Origin of the sequence: Mycobacterium syngnathidarum (genome assembly GCF_001942625.1) — a bacterium.
Taxonomy (GTDB): Bacteria; Actinomycetota; Actinomycetes; order Mycobacteriales; family Mycobacteriaceae; genus Mycobacterium; species Mycobacterium syngnathidarum.
On the sequence record NZ_MLCL01000023.1, the window covers coordinates 128770 to 145299 of the forward strand.

Annotated in this window: 18 protein-coding genes and 1 other RNA gene; 8 read left to right on the top strand and 11 right to left on the bottom strand. The window is 66.3% G+C overall.

Features of this window, described 5'->3' with window-relative positions; genetic code table 11:
* Nucleotides 1-72 precede the first annotated feature (72 nt).
* Nucleotides 73-1089, top strand: a complete 1017-nt coding sequence (locus tag BKG60_RS05830) for a sensor histidine kinase (RefSeq protein WP_239252454.1) — start codon at nucleotides 73-75, stop codon at nucleotides 1087-1089.
* Between the two features lie 35 nt (nucleotides 1090-1124).
* Nucleotides 1125-1307: a hypothetical protein gene (locus BKG60_RS32345; RefSeq protein ID WP_341350328.1), complete on the top strand. Its 183-nt coding sequence runs from the start codon at nucleotides 1125-1127 to the stop codon at nucleotides 1305-1307.
* A 6-nt stretch (nucleotides 1308-1313) separates the two neighbouring features.
* Here BKG60_RS32345 and BKG60_RS05835 read toward each other — a convergent pair whose 3' ends face one another.
* The 9 genes from BKG60_RS05835 to prfB form a co-directional block, all read right to left on the bottom strand.
* Nucleotides 1314-2282 (bottom strand): cutinase family protein, encoded by a 969-nt coding sequence (locus tag BKG60_RS05835; protein ID WP_075909351.1) that lies wholly within the window; start codon nucleotides 2280-2282, stop codon nucleotides 1314-1316.
* Between the two features lie 129 nt (nucleotides 2283-2411).
* Nucleotides 2412-2780: a transfer-messenger RNA gene (gene ssrA, locus BKG60_RS05840) on the bottom strand.
* 90 nt (nucleotides 2781-2870) lie between these two features.
* Nucleotides 2871-3713 (bottom strand): maleylpyruvate isomerase family mycothiol-dependent enzyme, encoded by an 843-nt coding sequence (locus BKG60_RS05845; protein WP_075909352.1) that lies wholly within the window; start codon nucleotides 3711-3713, stop codon nucleotides 2871-2873.
* A gap of 44 nt (nucleotides 3714-3757) precedes the next feature.
* Complete coding sequence (smpB, locus tag BKG60_RS05850) at nucleotides 3758-4246, bottom strand: SsrA-binding protein SmpB (RefSeq protein WP_070184654.1); 489 nt, start codon at nucleotides 4244-4246, stop codon at nucleotides 3758-3760.
* 10 nt (nucleotides 4247-4256) lie between these two features.
* The gene (ftsX, locus tag BKG60_RS05855) at nucleotides 4257-5153 is read right to left on the bottom strand and encodes a permease-like cell division protein FtsX (RefSeq protein WP_070184653.1); all 897 of its coding nucleotides are present in this window, start codon (nucleotides 5151-5153) and stop codon (nucleotides 4257-4259) included.
* Nucleotides 5154-5843, bottom strand: a complete 690-nt coding sequence (gene ftsE, locus BKG60_RS05860) for a cell division ATP-binding protein FtsE (RefSeq protein ID WP_070184652.1) — start codon at nucleotides 5841-5843, stop codon at nucleotides 5154-5156.
* A 45-nt stretch (nucleotides 5844-5888) separates the two neighbouring features.
* Nucleotides 5889-6413: an Rv3103c family proline-rich protein gene (locus tag BKG60_RS05865; protein WP_070944458.1), complete on the bottom strand. Its 525-nt coding sequence runs from the start codon at nucleotides 6411-6413 to the stop codon at nucleotides 5889-5891.
* Nucleotides 6410-7408, bottom strand: coding sequence for a mechanosensitive ion channel family protein (locus tag BKG60_RS05870; RefSeq protein WP_075909353.1), 999 nt, complete (start codon nucleotides 7406-7408; stop codon nucleotides 6410-6412). Before BKG60_RS05870 ends, BKG60_RS05865 begins: the two co-directional genes overlap by 4 nt.
* Nucleotides 7395-8513: a peptide chain release factor 2 gene (gene prfB, locus BKG60_RS05875; protein WP_070184649.1), complete on the bottom strand. Its 1119-nt coding sequence runs from the start codon at nucleotides 8511-8513 to the stop codon at nucleotides 7395-7397. Before prfB ends, BKG60_RS05870 begins: the two co-directional genes overlap by 14 nt.
* A 149-nt stretch (nucleotides 8514-8662) precedes the next feature.
* Between prfB and BKG60_RS05880 the strand changes: the two genes are divergently transcribed.
* On the top strand, nucleotides 8663-10033 hold the full coding sequence (locus tag BKG60_RS05880; protein ID WP_075909354.1) for an FAD-dependent oxidoreductase: 1371 nt from the start codon (nucleotides 8663-8665) through the stop codon (nucleotides 10031-10033).
* A 14-nt stretch (nucleotides 10034-10047) separates the two neighbouring features.
* Here the strand turns inward: BKG60_RS05880 and BKG60_RS05885 are convergent, their stop codons facing one another.
* Nucleotides 10048-10365: a hypothetical protein gene (locus tag BKG60_RS05885; protein ID WP_371726057.1), complete on the bottom strand. Its 318-nt coding sequence runs from the start codon at nucleotides 10363-10365 to the stop codon at nucleotides 10048-10050.
* A gap of 38 nt (nucleotides 10366-10403) precedes the next feature.
* On the opposite strand from BKG60_RS05885, the gene hisN reads away from it, so the two are divergent.
* Nucleotides 10404-11186 (top strand): histidinol-phosphatase, encoded by a 783-nt coding sequence (hisN, locus tag BKG60_RS05890; RefSeq protein ID WP_075909355.1) that lies wholly within the window; start codon nucleotides 10404-10406, stop codon nucleotides 11184-11186.
* 10 nt (nucleotides 11187-11196) lie between these two features.
* Here the strand turns inward: hisN and BKG60_RS05895 are convergent, their stop codons facing one another.
* Entirely contained in the window at nucleotides 11197-12114 is a 918-nt protein-coding gene (locus tag BKG60_RS05895) for an NADP-dependent oxidoreductase (RefSeq protein WP_075909356.1), read from the bottom strand.
* Nucleotides 12115-12237: 123 nt separating this feature from the next.
* On the opposite strand from BKG60_RS05895, the gene BKG60_RS05900 reads away from it, so the two are divergent.
* The 4 genes from BKG60_RS05900 (at nucleotide 12238) to BKG60_RS05915 (ending at nucleotide 16529) form a co-directional block, all read left to right on the top strand.
* Nucleotides 12238-12702, top strand: coding sequence for a winged helix-turn-helix transcriptional regulator (locus tag BKG60_RS05900; protein ID WP_075909357.1), 465 nt, complete (start codon nucleotides 12238-12240; stop codon nucleotides 12700-12702).
* A 79-nt stretch (nucleotides 12703-12781) separates the two neighbouring features.
* Entirely contained in the window at nucleotides 12782-14179 is a 1398-nt protein-coding gene (locus BKG60_RS05905) for an acyl-CoA dehydrogenase family protein (RefSeq protein WP_070184643.1), read from the top strand.
* Between the two features lie 40 nt (nucleotides 14180-14219).
* Nucleotides 14220-15440, top strand: coding sequence for an acyl-CoA dehydrogenase family protein (locus BKG60_RS05910; protein WP_070184642.1), 1221 nt, complete (start codon nucleotides 14220-14222; stop codon nucleotides 15438-15440).
* 90 nt (nucleotides 15441-15530) lie between these two features.
* Nucleotides 15531-16529: an oxidoreductase gene (locus BKG60_RS05915; protein WP_070184641.1), complete on the top strand. Its 999-nt coding sequence runs from the start codon at nucleotides 15531-15533 to the stop codon at nucleotides 16527-16529.
* The last annotated feature ends 1 nt before the right edge of the window (nucleotide 16530 follow it).

Consider the following 16530-nt stretch of genomic DNA (forward strand, 5'->3'; position numbering starts at 1 on the left):
CGTCAACCCGCCTCAGCACGCGATCGAATCGCCCTATACTCCTGCCAACCTTGCGGTTGGCGGGAGTCGAGAATGGTCAGGCGCGCGGCGGCAACGGCTTTGGGGTATCACTCGCGGAGCGCAGCTTTTCGCGGGCTGCTGCTGCAACTCGCGCTGCGGGTTCTGTTGGTGGCGTTCATCTTCTTCGCGTTGTTCCTGCAACCGCCCGAAAGTTACCGCCTGGTCTACGGCCTGCTCTTGATCGGCTACCTGGCAACGATCGCCTGCTGGGGTTTCTGGGCGCTGCGGCCTTCCAACGACGCCGGGATCGGGGCCAGGCGCTGGGTTGCCCTGCTGATGCTGTGCGCGGATGTCGCTGTGGTGTCGGTACTTTCAGTGCAGTCCGGCCTCAGCTCGCCGAACACCTGGACCTCCGATGTGCTCCACTACGGGCTGTTCCTGATCCCGCTGATCGCGGCGGCCCAGCTCGATCCTTTCGTGAGCTCGGTCATCGCCGTCCCTACCGTCGCCGCATACGTCGTCGTGCTCTGGGTCAATCAGGCGGCCAACGGCGACGAACCGTGGGGCTCGATTCTCACCACCACCGGCTTGTTGTTCGGGTTGGCCGCGGGTTCGGTCGCGCTGTCGTGGATCCAGCAGTCGAAAGAGCGAACGATCGCGCGGTTGGCCCAAGAACGCAGTCACCTGCTCGAAGAAATCGTCACGCTCGAAAAGCGGGAGAGACAAACCCTGTCCGAACGGCTGCACGATGGAGCACTGCAGTATGTCCTGGCCTCACGACGCGAGATGGAAGAGGTGCGCGAAGGGTCCACCGAATCCATGGACCGCGTCGATGTGGCGCTCGGCGAATGCTCCCGACTGCTGCGCGACGTGGTCCGTGAACTACACCCCGAGGTGCTGGCACGAGCCGGGCTGCGGGCCGCCGTCACCTCTCTGGCCGACAGCATCGCCGCGCGCACCAGCCTTGCCGTCCACGTCGACTTCCACGACTGGCCCGACGATCTGCGAACCGACGCCGATCATTTGCTCTACAGTGCGGCGCGCGAGTTTTCGACGAACGCGATCAAACACGCCAGGCCGACAACCTGAGGTTCACCCTGCGGCGGTCGAACGGGCGCGCCACACTGTGCGTCGCCGACGACGGCGTGGGCATAGAACCGGAGCGCCTCGCGCTGAGCGTCGAAGCCGGTCACATCGGCTTCGCGTCGATACGGGCCAAGGTATTGGCCCTCGGCGGCATGTTGGACGTCCATGACACCCGCGGTACCGAGATCGCGATCTCGCTGCCATCGCAGGCAGCGGTCTGAAAGCGCTCAGACCCATCCGATCGGCGACGTCGCCGTGGGCGCGGGAGTCGAAGGACCTGGCTGCTGCCCGTAACCGGGCGTGTCCGGGCCGTAGGCCGGCGACGGACCGTGCAGGGATGTGTCAGGGTCATACCCGGGCGCCGGCGCATAACCCGGGGCCGGGGCGTAGCCGGGTGACGTCGGGCCGGACATCGACGAGTCCGGTCCATACCCCGGCCCATAGCCGTAGTCCGGCAGCGCCGGACCGTACCCGGGCACCGATTGGCCGGAACCGGCCAGCAGCTTGGCGGCGGCGAATGCTGCCGCCTGGGTGGTGTACACCGGGACATACCCCTCGGTGTGTCCGCTCCATTCGTTGCCCTGGCCCTCGTGACAGATCGGGTCCATCGGGTTACAGAGGTCGATCGCCTTTGACCCGAACAGTGCGCTCTGGGTGGAGATCGTTTGCTTGGTGCGGGTGCCTACGTCGCCGAAGGTGGTGATCGCCGCGACGTTGTCCGCATATTCGGACGGGAGCGAATCGCCCCACTTGATGCCGCCCAGCGGATTGCCGGCCACGATGTTGATTACGCTCGCACCCTGCGAATAGCCGCCGAGCACGATCTGGGTGTCGGGGCACGAGGACAGCGTGGACTTGATGTGGGAAATCGCGTCCTTGGCACCATCACCACCGTGCAACTGCAGCTTGCTGGCCTTGTAGTCGACCGCGTAGGTGTTGATGGTCAGGCCGGCGGTCTGCTTACGCAGCGAGTCGACGAAGGCATCGCCGACCCGGCCCATACCGGGCGGCTCATCGGTACCGCGGGCGAAGACGACTTCCGCATCGGCGCAGTCGTCGGCGGCCGCCACCGGCGGCGCGGTCACCGCGACGAGCGGAAAACCGGAGGTGAGAAGTGCAGCAGCGCCAAGCCCGACCCAGCGACCACCTGACCGCGCACTGCCCTTGCGAGGGGTAGCGATGCGGCGAGAAAACATGTCTCAACCTAACCCGTATCCCAGGTGGATCACCACCGTCGCCTGGTCGAATGCGGGTGCCCCGCCGCGCCAACGTGGTGACGGCAAAAGAAAACAGGCCAGGGATCATATCCCTGACCTGCATCTTCTCGGTGGAGCTGCCGGGAATTGAACCCGGGTCCTACGGCATGTCCTCGAGGCTTCTCCGTGCGCAGTTCGCTGTGCCTCTACTCGGATCTCTCAGTCACGCGAACAAGCCGAGATGACGATCCCAGTCGCTGTTTGATGTCCCCACGGATTCCGCGACCGAACCCGTGGGTGGGTCCCTCTAGCTGATGCCAGGGTCCGGGCCGAGGGCGCTCCCGGTCTGACAGACACGCAGTCGCTTAGGCAGCGAGTGCGTAGTCGCGCTGATTGGAATCGGCGCTTAATTGGTTGCAACGACGCTTACGGTGGTCTCTTGCCTGCACCGGCACGCTTCCCTTGATTCGATGCGCGAAGTCGAAACCGATCAGCCCCTCGCATCCCTGCCGACTTTCGGCAGGACAATCAATGGTACGCGACTACCAACGGCGAACGCCAAGTGATTATTCCGGGGCGCGTCACGGTTCAGATCACAAAGTTCAGATGGTCGACGATGCGCCGTCCGACCGCCTCCTCACCGCGGTAGCTCACCTCTGCGGCATGCCGGTCCGGGGTGGTTCGACCGCCGGCGAGCCGGGTGAACAACAGCCCGTCCAGGGTGATCGTCACGGTCGGCTCGGTGTCGAAGCTCTCGACCAGACGGCCACGCCCGTCGATGGCGACGTTGACGGTGCGTCGTAGTGGCCCGGTCAGCTCGATGCGGACCCGCGATCCGTCGGGAGCTCCCCCGAGCTTGCCGACCACGAATCCCATGCTCGACAGCAGCTCGTCCAGCGCCAGCCGCGCGGGAACACCGGCCGGATTCTGCGCCGGGCGCCGCAGCGCGTCCCGGATGTCGTGCTCGTGCATCCAGCAATCGAAGATTCGTACCCGCATGAACCGGCCGTAGCTGTCCGGACCGACCGGGGTAGCCGTGACGGCTTCCCAGTCGGTGTCACTGACCTGCTCCAGTTCGTTGCGCCGGGCAGCGGTGACCTCCCGGAATTTCTCGAGCAGCTCGGCCGTGCCGACCGTGCTCAATTGCCGCACCCAGAGTTCGTTCAGTGCCCCGATGTCGTTGCGCACATGCGCCGGTGGCGACACGTCCGTGTCGGCGTCCGGGGCGGTCGCCCCGTGCAGCATGGACTCGGTTCCGATGACGTGCGCCAGCACATCGCGCACGGTCCAACCGGGCAGCGGTGTCTGGGCGTGCCACTGCTCGTCGGACAGCCCCTCGACGAGCCCGTCGAGCACACCCCATTCACCGAACAGGCCGTCGAGAACGTCGGTTTTGTCGAGTCGGGTGACCGGGCGCGCAGAGCTGCTCACCCGGCCGAACGTAGTGCGTCGGTTGCACGCGGTGCAACGGAGAGCTACATGCCCTTGGCGCGGCGGCCCAGCTCGCGGATGATCTCCCGGTCGGCATCCCGCTTGGCCAGATCCTGACGTTTGTCGTGGGCCTGCTTACCCCGAGCCAGAGCCAGTTCCACCTTGACCTTGCCGTCGGAGAAGTACATCGACAGCGGCACCAGGGTCAGGTTTCCGTCGCGAACCTTGCCGATCAGGTTGTCGATTTCTTTGCGGTGCAACAGCAATTTGCGGTTGCGCCGCGGCGCATGGTTGGTCCACGTGCCGTGGTGGTACTCGGCGATGTGGACGTTGCGCAGCCAGATCTCGCCGTCGTCGACGGTGGCGAACGCGTCAGCCAGTGAGGCCTGGCCTTCGCGCAGGCTCTTGACCTCGGTGCCCATCAGCGCGATACCCGCCTCATAGGTATCGAGAATCATGTAGTTGTGCCGCGCCTTGCGATTGCTGGCCACAATCTGCTTATTGCCGGCGGGGCTGGACTTCTTGGTCGCCACTAGTTCACGACTACCTTCGTATGTAGAGCCGCAGCGTCACATACGCGGTGATGCCGGACATCGCCAGGCCGAGGAACAGCATCCACGGTGCGCTGAAGTAGAGCACGTCAGCGTAGTCGACCCGGGCAATCAAATTCGACTGATAAAACTGGTCGAGCGCCTTCTCCAGGAACACCGCGCGCACCACGATCAGCCCGACGATCGCGATCACCACACCGATCAGCGCCGCGATCATTGCCTCCACGAGGAACGGCAACTGGGTATACCAGCGGGTCGCGCCGACCAGACGCATGATGCCGATCTCGGTACGGCGCGTGTAGGCGGCCACCTGGACCATGTTCGCGATCAGCAGCACCGCACCGATCGCCTGCACCAGCGCCACCGCGAAAGCGACGCTACTGAGGCCGTCGAGCACCGCGAACAAGCGGTCGATCAGGTCCTTCTGGTTGAGCACGTTGAGCACACCGGGCTGGCCCTGCATCGCCTTGTCGAACGCCTCGTGTTGCTCAGGGTCGTTGAGCTTGACGATGAACGACGCCGGGAACGCGTCCTTGCCCGCCACATCCTTGTACTGCGGGAACTTCTTGATCGCGTCGTCGTAGGCCTGCTCTCGGTTGAGGAAGCTCAGCGAGCGCACGTCGTCGCGGTCGTCGATCATGCGGTACAGCGCCTTACACGCGTCGCCGTCGCAGCTGGGATCGTTGGCCGAGATGTCGTCGGTCAAGAACACCTGGCTCTCGACACGGTCCAGGTAGATGTCGCGAGACTGGTCGGCCAACCGCACCACCAGCAGACCGCCACCGAACAACCCGATCGAGATGGCTGTGGTGAGAATCATCGCCACGGTCATCGTGACGTTACGACGAAGCCCGGTCAGGACTTCATTGACAAGAAAGCCGAAGCGCACTTAGCGATCCATTCCGTAGACGCCGCGCTGCTCATCACGGATCAGCCGGCCGAGTTCGAGTTCGACGACCCGCTGGCGCATGGAGTCGACGATGTGATGGTCGTGGGTGGCCATCAGCACCGTGGTTCCGGTGCGGTTGATCCGTTCCAGCAGATCCATGATGTCCTTGCTGGTCTCGGGATCCAGGTTTCCGGTGGGCTCGTCGGCGATCAGCACCAACGGCCGGTTGACGAAAGCCCGCGCGATGGCGACGCGCTGCTGCTCGCCACCGGACAGCTCGCTCGGCAGCCGGTTGGCCTTGCCGGACAGGCCGACCATCTCCAGAACGTCCGGGACGACTCGGTTGATCACCTCGCCGCGCTTGCCGATCACCTCAAGGGCGAACGCCACGTTCTCGAACACAGTCTTCTGCTGCAGCAGCCGGAAGTCCTGGAATACGCAGCCGATGACCTGGCGCAAGTTCGGGACGTGGCGGTCCGCCAGCTTGTTGACGTGAAATTTGGACACACGGATGTCGCCCGACGTGGGCGTCTCGGCCGCCAACAGCAGCCGCATGAACGTCGACTTGCCCGAACCCGACGGGCCGATCAGGAAGACGAACTCACCCTTGTCGATTCTCAACGAGACGTCGTCGAGCGCTGGGCGCGCCGAAGACTTGTAGTGCTTCGTCACGTGGTCGAGGGTGATCATCACGGCACGCCAGTGTAGCGGTGCGCAAGCATTCGGCAGGTCAGGCTATCGCGGCAATGTCGGCGCCACCGACTCCTGACCGGGTTGCGGCTGCTCGGGCGCGGGGCTCGGGGCCTGGCCGGGCGACACCGGCAACGTGACGGGAGGCAGCAGCCCCGGACCGTCAGGATCAAACACCGTCGTACTCGGCGCCCCAGGCGGCGGCGTGGTCGAACTCGTCGGCGCACCCGGCGGGGCGGTGCCGGTGGTCTCCGGAGTCTCGGTCGGCGTCGTGGTGGTCGGGACTGTGGTTTCGGTGGTCTCCGGCGTCTCGGTCGGGGTCGTGGTCCGCGGAGGCTGCACCTTGGTGCGCGGCACCCAGGTGTACTCGGGATCGGGTACGAACCCGGGCGGCACGACCTGGGTGTCAGGCATCTGCGGCGCGGTGTGTTTGGGCGCGTACTCCTGCTGCACCCACGCCAGCGCGATGAACACCGCGATCAACACCACCGTCGAGGTACGAAGCCGGCCCACTCGGCTGCGCCACAGTCGGGCGGCGGCGTCGGTCACCCGGGTGAAGTCCAGCTTCACTTCTTCTGCTCCTGTGCCGAGCCGGCCGGTGCCGCGGTCGTGGTCGTGGCCTGTGTTTCGGCGACCGCTGTCGGGTGAATGATGTCTCCGGCCGCTGCGACCGAGGCATCCGACGACGTCACCACGCCGGCACGGCGCAGCGCTCGCACCACCCGTACCCGCAGCCGCCTGCCCACGTCGAACTGTTTGCCCGGCAAAGTGCGTGCGACCATCCGCAGGTTCACGGTGTCCAGGCCGATGCTCTCCACGCCCATCAACTGCGGCTTGTCCAGTAGCAGCTTCGACAGCTCGCCATCTTCGGCCGCCTTCTCGGCGACCTCGTTGAGTACATCGTTGACGAGGTTGAGGTCAGCACTCACCGGCACCGGGATGTCGACGACCGCGCGTGCCCAGTCCTTCGACAGGTTCAGCGCCTTGACGATCTGCCCGTTGGGCACCGTGTACATCTCGCCTTCGGAAGACCTCAGCTTGGTGACCCGCAACGTCACGTCCTCGACCGTGCCCTCGGCCTCGTTGCTGGCACCGATGGTCAGTCGGACCAGATCCCCGAAGCCGTACTGCTTTTCGGTGATGATGAAGAAGCCGGCCAACAGATCCTGCACGATGCGCTGCGCACCGAAACCCAGGGCGGCACCGAGCACCGCCGCCGGGGCGACCAGGGAGGCGATCGGCACCTCGAGCGCATCAGTGACCTCGACGAGCACGATGACGAACAACAGCGCCACCGAGACCCACGAGATCACCGAGGCGACCGCCTGCCGGTGCTTGGCACTCTCCGAGCGCACCAGTGCGTCGCTTTCCTGATATTCCGCGTCGATGCGGCGCACCACGCGTTGCGCGGCCCAGTTGATGAAGCGGGCCGCGAGCAGACCGCCGATGAGCAGCAGTGCGATCCGCAGGCCCGTGGTGAGGATCCACACGCCCATCTCGCCGTGCCAAAAATCGTGCCAGCGGTCGGCGAGTGACAGGGCCATCAGCGTGTTAGTCGTCTTCATCTTTTCTGTTGCGCCATCTGATACCCGCTTCCAGGAATCCGTCGATGTCTCCGTCCAGCACCGTGGCCGGATTGCCGACCTCGTACTCCGTGCGCAGGTCTTTCACCATCTGGTAGGGGTGCAAAACATAGGACCGCATCTGGTTGCCCCACGAGCTGCCGCCGTCCCCCTTGAGCGCATCCATCTCCGCGCGCTCCTCCAGGCGTTTGCGTTCCAGCAGCCGGGCCTGCAGAACCCGCATCGCCGCGACCTTGTTCTGCAGCTGGGACTTCTCGTTCTGACAGGTCACCACGATTCCGGTCGGGATGTGGGTGAGCCGGACCGCGGAGTCGGTGGTGTTCACCGACTGCCCGCCGGGACCGCTAGAGCGGTACACGTCCACGCGCAGGTCCCCTTCCGGGATCTCGATGTGGTCGGTCGTCTCCACCACCGGCAGCACCTCGACATCGGCGAACGACGTCTGACGCCGGCTCTGGTTGTCGAACGGGCTGATGCGCACCAACCGGTGGGTGCCTTGTTCCACCGAGAGGGTGCCGTAGGCGAAGGGGGCGTGCACGGCGAACGTGGCGCTCTTGATCCCCGCCTCCTCGGCGTAGGAGGTGTCGAACACCTCGACCGGGTAGTCGTGCTTCTCGGCCCACCGGGTGTACATCCGCAGCAGCATCTCGGCCCAATCCGCGGCGTCGACGCCGCCGGCACCGGAGCGGATCGTCACCACGGCTTCGCGCTCGTCGTACTCACCCGAGAGCAGGGTGCGGACCTCGAGGGTCTCGATGTCTTCGCGAAGGTTGGCGAGCTCGGCATCGGCCTCGGCGACCGCATCGTCAGCCTCTGCCCCGGCTTCCTCAAACGCGAGTTCGAACAGCACCGGCAGGTCGTCGACGCGCTGCCGCAGCTCCTGCACCCGGCGCAGCTCGTTCTGCGCGTGCGAGAGCTCACTGGTGACTTTCTGCGCCCGCGACTGGTCGTCCCAGAGGTTCGGATCGGAGGCCTGCTGCTCGAGCATGTCGATCCGCTGACGCAGGCCATCGATGTCGAGCACCCGCTCCACGGTCGTCAGGGTGGTGTCGAGTGAGGCTACGGCGGCTTGACGGTCTGGATCCACGGATATTCAGGGTACCCGGCGGCATTTCGGCGGCAGTTCTCTCCGACTCGCGGCAGCGCCGACGATCTGTGTTTAGAGTCGGTTGGTACCCGGCCCAGCACACCAAGAGCCGGGCTGTAACGGCTTTTCCGCTCGTAAGAAGGCAGGGTATGCGCCCATATCACGTAGCGATCGTCGGCTCCGGCCCCTCGGGATTCTTTGCTGCCGCATCGTTGCTGAAGTTCGCCGATTCGCCCGACTCCGATCGCGACGTCCGCGTCGACATGCTCGAGATGCTGCCCACCCCGTGGGGGCTGGTGCGTTCGGGAGTGGCGCCGGACCATCCGAAGATCAAGTCGATCAGCGCGCAGTTCGACAAGACCGCGGCCGACGCCCGGTTCCGGTTCTTCGGCAACATCAAGGTGGGCGAACACATCACGCCTGCCGAGTTGGCGGAACGCTATGACGCGGTGGTCTATGCCATCGGCGCGCAATCCGACCGCGCCCTGCACATTCCCGGCGAAGAGTTGCCGGGCAGCGTGGCCGCAGTGGATTTCGTCGGCTGGTACAACGCCCATCCCCATTTCGACGGCATGGCACCCGATTTGGCGGGTGGCCGCGCGGTGGTGGTCGGCAATGGCAACGTCGCACTGGACGTGGCCCGCATCCTGGTCAGCGACCCCCAGGCCCTCGCCAACACCGATATCGCCGACCACGCCCTGGCCTCGCTGGACACCCGCGGAGTCGAAGAGGTCGTCGTGATCGGGCGTCGCGGACCGTTGCAGGCCACGTTCACCACACTGGAATTGCGCGAGCTGGGCGACCTTGAGGCGCTGGGTGACGTGGACGTCATCCTCGATCCCGCCGATTTCGACGGCATCACCGACGAAGATCTGGAGGCGGCGGGCAAAACCGTCAAACAGAACATCAAGGTGTTACGCAAGTACATCGACCAGCAACCGCGAGAAACCAAGCGCCGCATTATTTTCCGCTTCTGCACCTCCCCCATCGAATTGCACGGCGAGGATCGTGTCGAGTCGATTGTGCTGGGCCGCAACGAACTCGTCCGCGACGCCGACGGCCGGGTGGTGGCCAAGGACACCGGCGATCGCGAAGAACTGCCCGTCCAGCTGGTGGTGCGTGCGGTCGGCTACCGGGGCGTGGCGACACCAGGACTGCCGTTCGACGAACGCTCGGGCACGATTCCGCATACCGCGGGACGTATCGACGGCAGCCGCAACGAATATGTCGTGGGCTGGATCAAGCGGGGACCGTCCGGTGTGATCGGCAGCAACAAGAAAGACTCGCAGGACACCGTGGACACCCTGCTCGACGACCTACGTGCGCGCGGCGTCGACGAGCGCGGTGCGGATTACGCAACCGCCCTCGCCGAATGGCTGCTGGAACACCAGCCCAAGCTCGTCACCGGTGAACACTGGCAGCTGATCGACGCGCATGAGCGCGCCGCCGGTGAGCCGTTGGGACGGCCACGGGTGAAGCTGGCCAGTGTGGCCGAACTGCTTCGCATCGCCCACACCTGATCGGCACCCTCTGATCAGGCCGGCGGCGGCTCCGCAGGCGCGAAGGCCCACTTGTCCGGGTTTCCCGGCGAGTAGACGACCGGTAGGAGCGCGCCCATGGTCGGCCACTCGTTCACGTCGACGGCCATGCGCTGATACACGACATGTTCGGTGACGGTGGGTCCGGTGATGACGCCGGTGATCGTGACGTACTGCTCGCCCTCCACATCGGGTCGCGGGCTCACCCCGGTCACGAGCAACGTGCCGTGCGCCAGTTCACCCCGAATCCCCCGCCGCCGCATGATCCACGGCGCCACCAGCACCACGAGTGCGCCCACGATCAACAGGAGCATGCCGATTTCCCACACCAGGCCATGGTAGGACTTCAGGCATGAGCACCGTCGCAGATGACTTGACGCTGGCCCTTGAGTTGGCCGACAAGGCCGACTCCTTGACCATGGACCGCTTCGGCGCCCTGGATCTGCGCATCGAGACCAAGCCAGACCTGACTCCGGTCACCGACGCTGATCGCGGCGCCGAGGAATCGTTGCGGGCCGCACTGGCCGCGGCCCGCCCGGCCGACACGGTGTTCGGTGAAGAGTTCGGTGGCACAACGACATTGACCGGCCGCCAATGGGTGATCGATCCGATAGACGGGACCAAGAACTTCGTCCGCGGCGTGCCGGTGTGGTGCACGTTGATCGCGTTGCTCGAAGACGGCGTCCCGACCGTCGGCGTGGTCAGCGCACCGGCGTTGGCGCGCCGTTGGTGGGCCGGGCTGGGCCAGGGGGCATTCGGCTCGTTCGCGGGTGCGACTCGCAGACTTTCGGTGTCGGGGGTTGCCGAGCTCGCGTCGGCCAGCCTGTCGTACTCGGACCTGACGACCGGGTGGGAGGACCGACGCGGCCGGTTCGTCGAACTCACCGACGCGGTCTGGCGGGTGCGCGCCTACGGTGACTTCTGGTCGTACTGCATGGTCGCCGAAGGGGCCGTCGACATCGCCTGCGAACCCGAGGTGAAGCTGTGGGACATCGCTCCCCTCGACATCCTCATCCGTGAGGCCGGCGGCAGGTTCACCAGCATCGACGGCGCCCCAGGGGCGCATGGAGGTAGCGCGCTGGCCACCAACGGCTTGCTGCACGACGCGGTGCTGACCCGGCTCGGCGGCCGGTAGTTCACGTAGTTCACGGGCGGAGCACGTACCGGCCACGTATCCCGCCTTTGGCAAGCCCCCGGTGTGCATCGGCCACCTGATCCAACGGCAGCACGGCATGCACCCGGGCCGGCAACTGCCCGGACACCGTGCGGGCGAGAAGGTCGGCCAGCCGTACACCGTCGGGGTGGGCCACCACGGCGGCGACGGTGATGCCGCGTTCACTCGGTGGCTGGGCGCTGGGTTGCACCCCGACGAACAGCCCGCCGTCGCGGACCAGCGCCAGCGCTGCCAGCTGCATCGCACCGGCATCGGCGACCGCGTCCCACCCCGATTCGGCGTGGGTCGTGAAGTCGGCTCCGAGCCCGCGGACGAACTCCTCGTCCTGTTCGCGGGCCAGACCGGTCACCTGCCAGCCGCGCTCCTGGCCCAGCACCAGGAGATAACCCCCGACCGCTCCGGCGGCGCCGGTGACCAGGAGCCGGCGCCCCTCGGCGGGGGCGTCGCCGAGAAGATCGAGGATCTGTGCTGCGGCTAATCCGTTGAGCGGCACCGTCGCTGCCGCGATCAAGTCCAGCCCGTCGGGCACGACAGCAACATCGGCGGCGGGCACGAGCAAACGCTCGGCATAGGTGCCGTAGTCGCGGTCGAATCCGTCGACCACCCCGGCGACCCGTGAACCCACGACGAGGTCCACGCCGGGGCCCGTGGCCTCCACTGTGCCCGCAAAATCCCAGCCGAGCCCCGTCCAATGCGGCTGGTCGACCAGTCCGAGATCGTGGAACACACCGGCGGCCACACCGAGGTCGACCGGATTGACCGCCGCGGCCGCGATCGCCATCCGGACCTGGCCGGGGCCTGGCTCAGCCACCGGGACGTCGATGATCTCGATCGAGTCGGGCCCGCTGGGCGTGCGGACGACGGCGGCGCGAAACGTGGGAACAGACATGAAAATTCACTCCTGAACATCTTGTGGCGGAATGCTTGCCTACTCCACGATGGAGTGGTAGCTCTCTAATGGGAAGTAGGCACTTCAAGGTGCGTAACTCACCACGGACGAACGGAGCCCGACATGCCGACGACGACCGCGGCCCAGAAACGGGCGCGAGCAAAGCTGGAATACGACGCCTTCCTGGCGAACTGCCCCAGCCGCCAACTGCTCGACCGGATCAGCGACAAGTGGGTCGCGCTGATCCTGGCCGCACTCGGGGGCGACGGCCCGCAGCCCGGAATCGGCGATGCGGGCCAACCGCGTCCGATGCGCTACTCCGAGCTGTCCCGCCGCCTGGCCGGGGTAAGCCAGAAGATGCTCACCCAGACCCTGCGATCCCTCGAACGCGATGGATTACTCACCCGGACCGTGACGCCGACCGTGCCTGTCACGGTCACCTACGAGCTGACTGAACTGGGCCTTTCCCTGCACCGTCTGATGATCGGAATCAAATCCTGGGCCGAGGCCCACATGGACGAGGTGCACTCGAACCGCGAGCGGCACGACCAGCTCTCGGCCGCGGAAGCCGGACCGCAGACGGTGTGAAGTTGGTAACAGATGCCCTACCTTACTCCGGAGTAAGATACGGTCAGATGCGTCGCCACGACCAACAGAGGCAGCTGACATGACCAACACCCTGCCGTCCAAGAACGGCACCCCCTCCCGTCCCTCCAGCTCCGGCCGGCAAAGCGCGGTCGGACTGCACAAGCACAAGCGGACAGCGACCGACATCGGGTTGGCGCTGATCACGCCCATCGTCGGCCAGGAGTTCCTGGACCGATACGGCCTGCGCGATCCGCTCAACCGCAGCCTGAAATACGGTGTGAAGCAGGTCTTTTCGACCGCCGGTGCAGCCACCCGCCAGTTTCAGCGCATCCAGGGCCTGGGCAAGGCGCCCACCCGACTCAAGGCCAGCGGCGCCGATTACTTCGACCTGACCCCCGACGAAGACCAGCAGATGATCGTCGAGACGGTCCGGGAGTTCGCCGAGGAGATCCTGCGTCCGGCCGCGCATGACGCCGACGAGGCAGCGACCTACCCCGCGGATCTGATCGCCAAGGCCGCCGAACTGGGCATCACCGCCGTGAATGTGCCCGAGGACTTCGACGGCATCGCCGAGCACCGCAGCACCGTGACCAACGCGCTCGTCGCCGAGGCCCTGGCCTACGGCGACATGGGCCTGGCCCTGCCGATCCTGGCACCCGGCGGTGTCGCCGCGGCGCTGACCCACTGGGGTAGCGCCGATCAGCAGGCCACCTATCTCAAAGAGTTCGCCGGCGAGAACGTGCCGCAAGCCTGCGTCGCGATCGCCGAACCGCACGCCCTGTTCGACCCCACCGCACTCAAGACGACCGCGGTGCGCACCCCCAGCGGCTACCGCCTGTCCGGCGTCAAGTCTCTGGTACCGGCGGCCGCCGATGCCGAAATCTTCATCGTGGCAGCACAATTGAACGGCAAGCCGGCATTGTTCATCGTCGAGGCCGCGTCACCGGGCCTCACGGTCAAGGCCGATCCGAGCATGGGTATCCGTGCCGCGGCACTGGGCCAGGTCGAACTCGACAACGTGGCCGTGCCGCTGAGCAACCTCCTGGGTGAGGACGGTGCCACCGACCAGGACTACAGCGAGGCGATCGCGCTGTCCCGGCTGGGCTGGGCCGCGCTGGCCGTCGGCACCTCGCACGCGGTGCTCGACTACGTCATCCCCTACATCAAGGAACGCCAGGCCTTCGGCGAGCCGATCGCCCACCGCCAGTCGGTGGCGTTCATGACGGCCAACATCGCCATCGAGCTCGACGGCCTGCGGCTGATCACCTGGCGCGGTGCCGCCCGCGCCGAGCAGGGCCTGTCATTCGCGCGCGAGGCGGCATTGGCCCGCAAGCTCGGCACCGACAAGGGCATGCAGATCGGTCTGGACGGCGTGCAGCTGCTGGGCGGTCACGGTTACACCAAGGAACATCCGGTCGAGCGCTGGTACCGCGATCTGCGGGCCATCGGCGTCGCCGAGGGTGTCGTGGTGATCTAGTCCAGCCATCGTTCCGCGTATTTGAACCGAAAGACTAATCATGGCAATCAATCTGGAAATGCCCCGCAAGCTCCAGGCGGTCATCGAGAAGGGCCACCAGGGCGCCGCCGAGATGCTTCGCCCGATCTCGCGCAAGTACGACCTCGCCGAGCACGCCTATCCGGTCGAGCTGGACACCCTGGCCACGCTGTTCGAAGGCATCTCGAGCGCCAAGACCATCTCGTTCGCCGGCGCCGAGGCGTTCCGTGACGACGCCAACACCAAGGGCGAGAAGGTCACCGTCAACGGCGCCAACATGTCTGCGCTGCTCAACGCTCTGGAGATCAGCTGGGGCGATGTCGCCCTGCTGCTCTCGGTGCCGCGGCAGGGCCTGGGCAACGCCGCCATCTCCTCGGTGGCCACACCCGAGCAGCTCGAGCGCCTCGGCAAGGACGTGTGGGCCGCGATGGCCATCACCGAGCCCGGGTTCGGCTCCGACTCGGCGGCCGTCACCACCACCGCGGTGCTCGACGGCGACGAGTACGTGATCAACGGCGAGAAGATCTTCGTCACGGCAGGTTCGCGGGCCACCCACATCGTGGTGTGGGCGACCCTGGACAAGTCCCTCGGCCGCGCGGCGATCAAGTCGTTCATCGTGCCGCGCGAGCATCCCGGGGTGACCGTCGAGCGCCTGGAACACAAGCTCGGCATCAAGGCCTCCGACACCGCGGTCATCCGCTTCGAGAACGCCCGCATCCCCAAGGACAACTTGCTGGGCGATCCAGAGATCCACGTGGAGAAGGGTTTTGCCGGGGTCATGGAGACCTTCGACAACACCCGGCCGATCGTGGCGGCCATGGCGGTCGGCATCGCCCGCGCCGCCTTGGAGGATCTGCGCGCGATTCTCACCGACGCCGGCATCGAGATCTCCTACGACAAGCCGGCCCACGCGCAGAGTGCCCCCGCCGCGGAGTTCCTGCGGATGGAGGCCGACTGGGAGGCCGGGTACCTGTTGACCGTCCGCTCCGCATGGCAGGCCGACAACAGCATCCCCAACTCCAAGGAAGCCTCGATGGGTAAGGCCAAGGCCGCCCGGGTGGCCAGCGACATCACCCTCAAGGCCGTCGAAATGGCCGGAACCGTGGGCTATTCCGAGCAGACCCTGCTGGAGAAGTGGGCCCGCGACTCCAAGATCCTCGACATCTTCGAGGGCACGCAGCAAATCCAGCAGCTGGTGGTAGCCCGCCGCCTGCTGGGCCTGTCCTCGGCCGAGCTGAAGTAGCGCTTCCGCTTCCGCCGAGCAGCCGCAAACTGCCCAAAACCGCCTGGTTTTGGGCAGTTTTGCGTCTGCTCGGCCAACTAGGGTGACGTCATGGACACATTCCAAGCGCTCGTCGCGCGGCAGGAAGACGACCGTATCGAGGCGGCGGTCGAGACGCTGCAGGCATCCGACCTGCCGGACGGCGAGGTCACCATCCGGGTGCAGTACAGCAGCGTCAACTTCAAAGACGCGCTCGCACTGACCCCCAAGGGCGGTGTGGTGCGCGACTATCCGATCGTCCCGGGTATCGACCTCACCGGCGAGGTGGTCGCCTCGGCGTCCCCCGACTTCGCGCCCGGCGATCTGGTGCTGGCCCACGGGTATCAGATCGGCACCGGTCATCATGGCGGCTACGCCGAGTACGCCCGGCTACCGGCCGATCAAGTGGTGGCACTGGGCCCGCTGACACCGCGTGAAGGCGCAGCGATCGGCACCGCCGGATTCACCGCTGCGATGAGCGTGCAGGCCCTTACCCGGCACGGCGTCGCACCCCAGGACGGTCCGGTCGTGGTGACCGGAGCGACCGGCGGCGTCGGGTCGGTCAGCGTGGACCTGCTGGCAGCTGCCGGCTACCAGGTGGTGGCGTCGACCGGAAAATCCGATCAGGCCGATCATCTCCGTGCCCTGGGCGCATCCGACGTCATCGGCCGCCTCCCGGCCGATCCCGAGGCCAAACCCCGGCCACTGGGCAAGACGCGGTGGGCCGGGGCCGTGGACTGTGTCGGCGGCGCCACACTTGCCGACGTGCTGAGCAGTCTGCAGTACGGCGGCGCGGTGGCGGCCAGCGGGCTGACCGGCGGTACGGCACTGAACACCACGGTCATGCCGTTCATCCTGCGCGGCGTATCCCTGCTGGGAATCGACTCGGTACAGATGCCCATCGGACCGCGACGCGAGCTGTGGCAGCAGTTGGGCGGTGAGCTCAAACCTCACCATCTCGACGAGGTCACCCACGAGGTCGACGCCAAGGACGTCGTCGCGGTGCTCGACGAGGTCCGGGCCGGCCGCTACTCGGGACGCGCGGTGGTGAGGGTCGCCGGAGGCTTCTGAC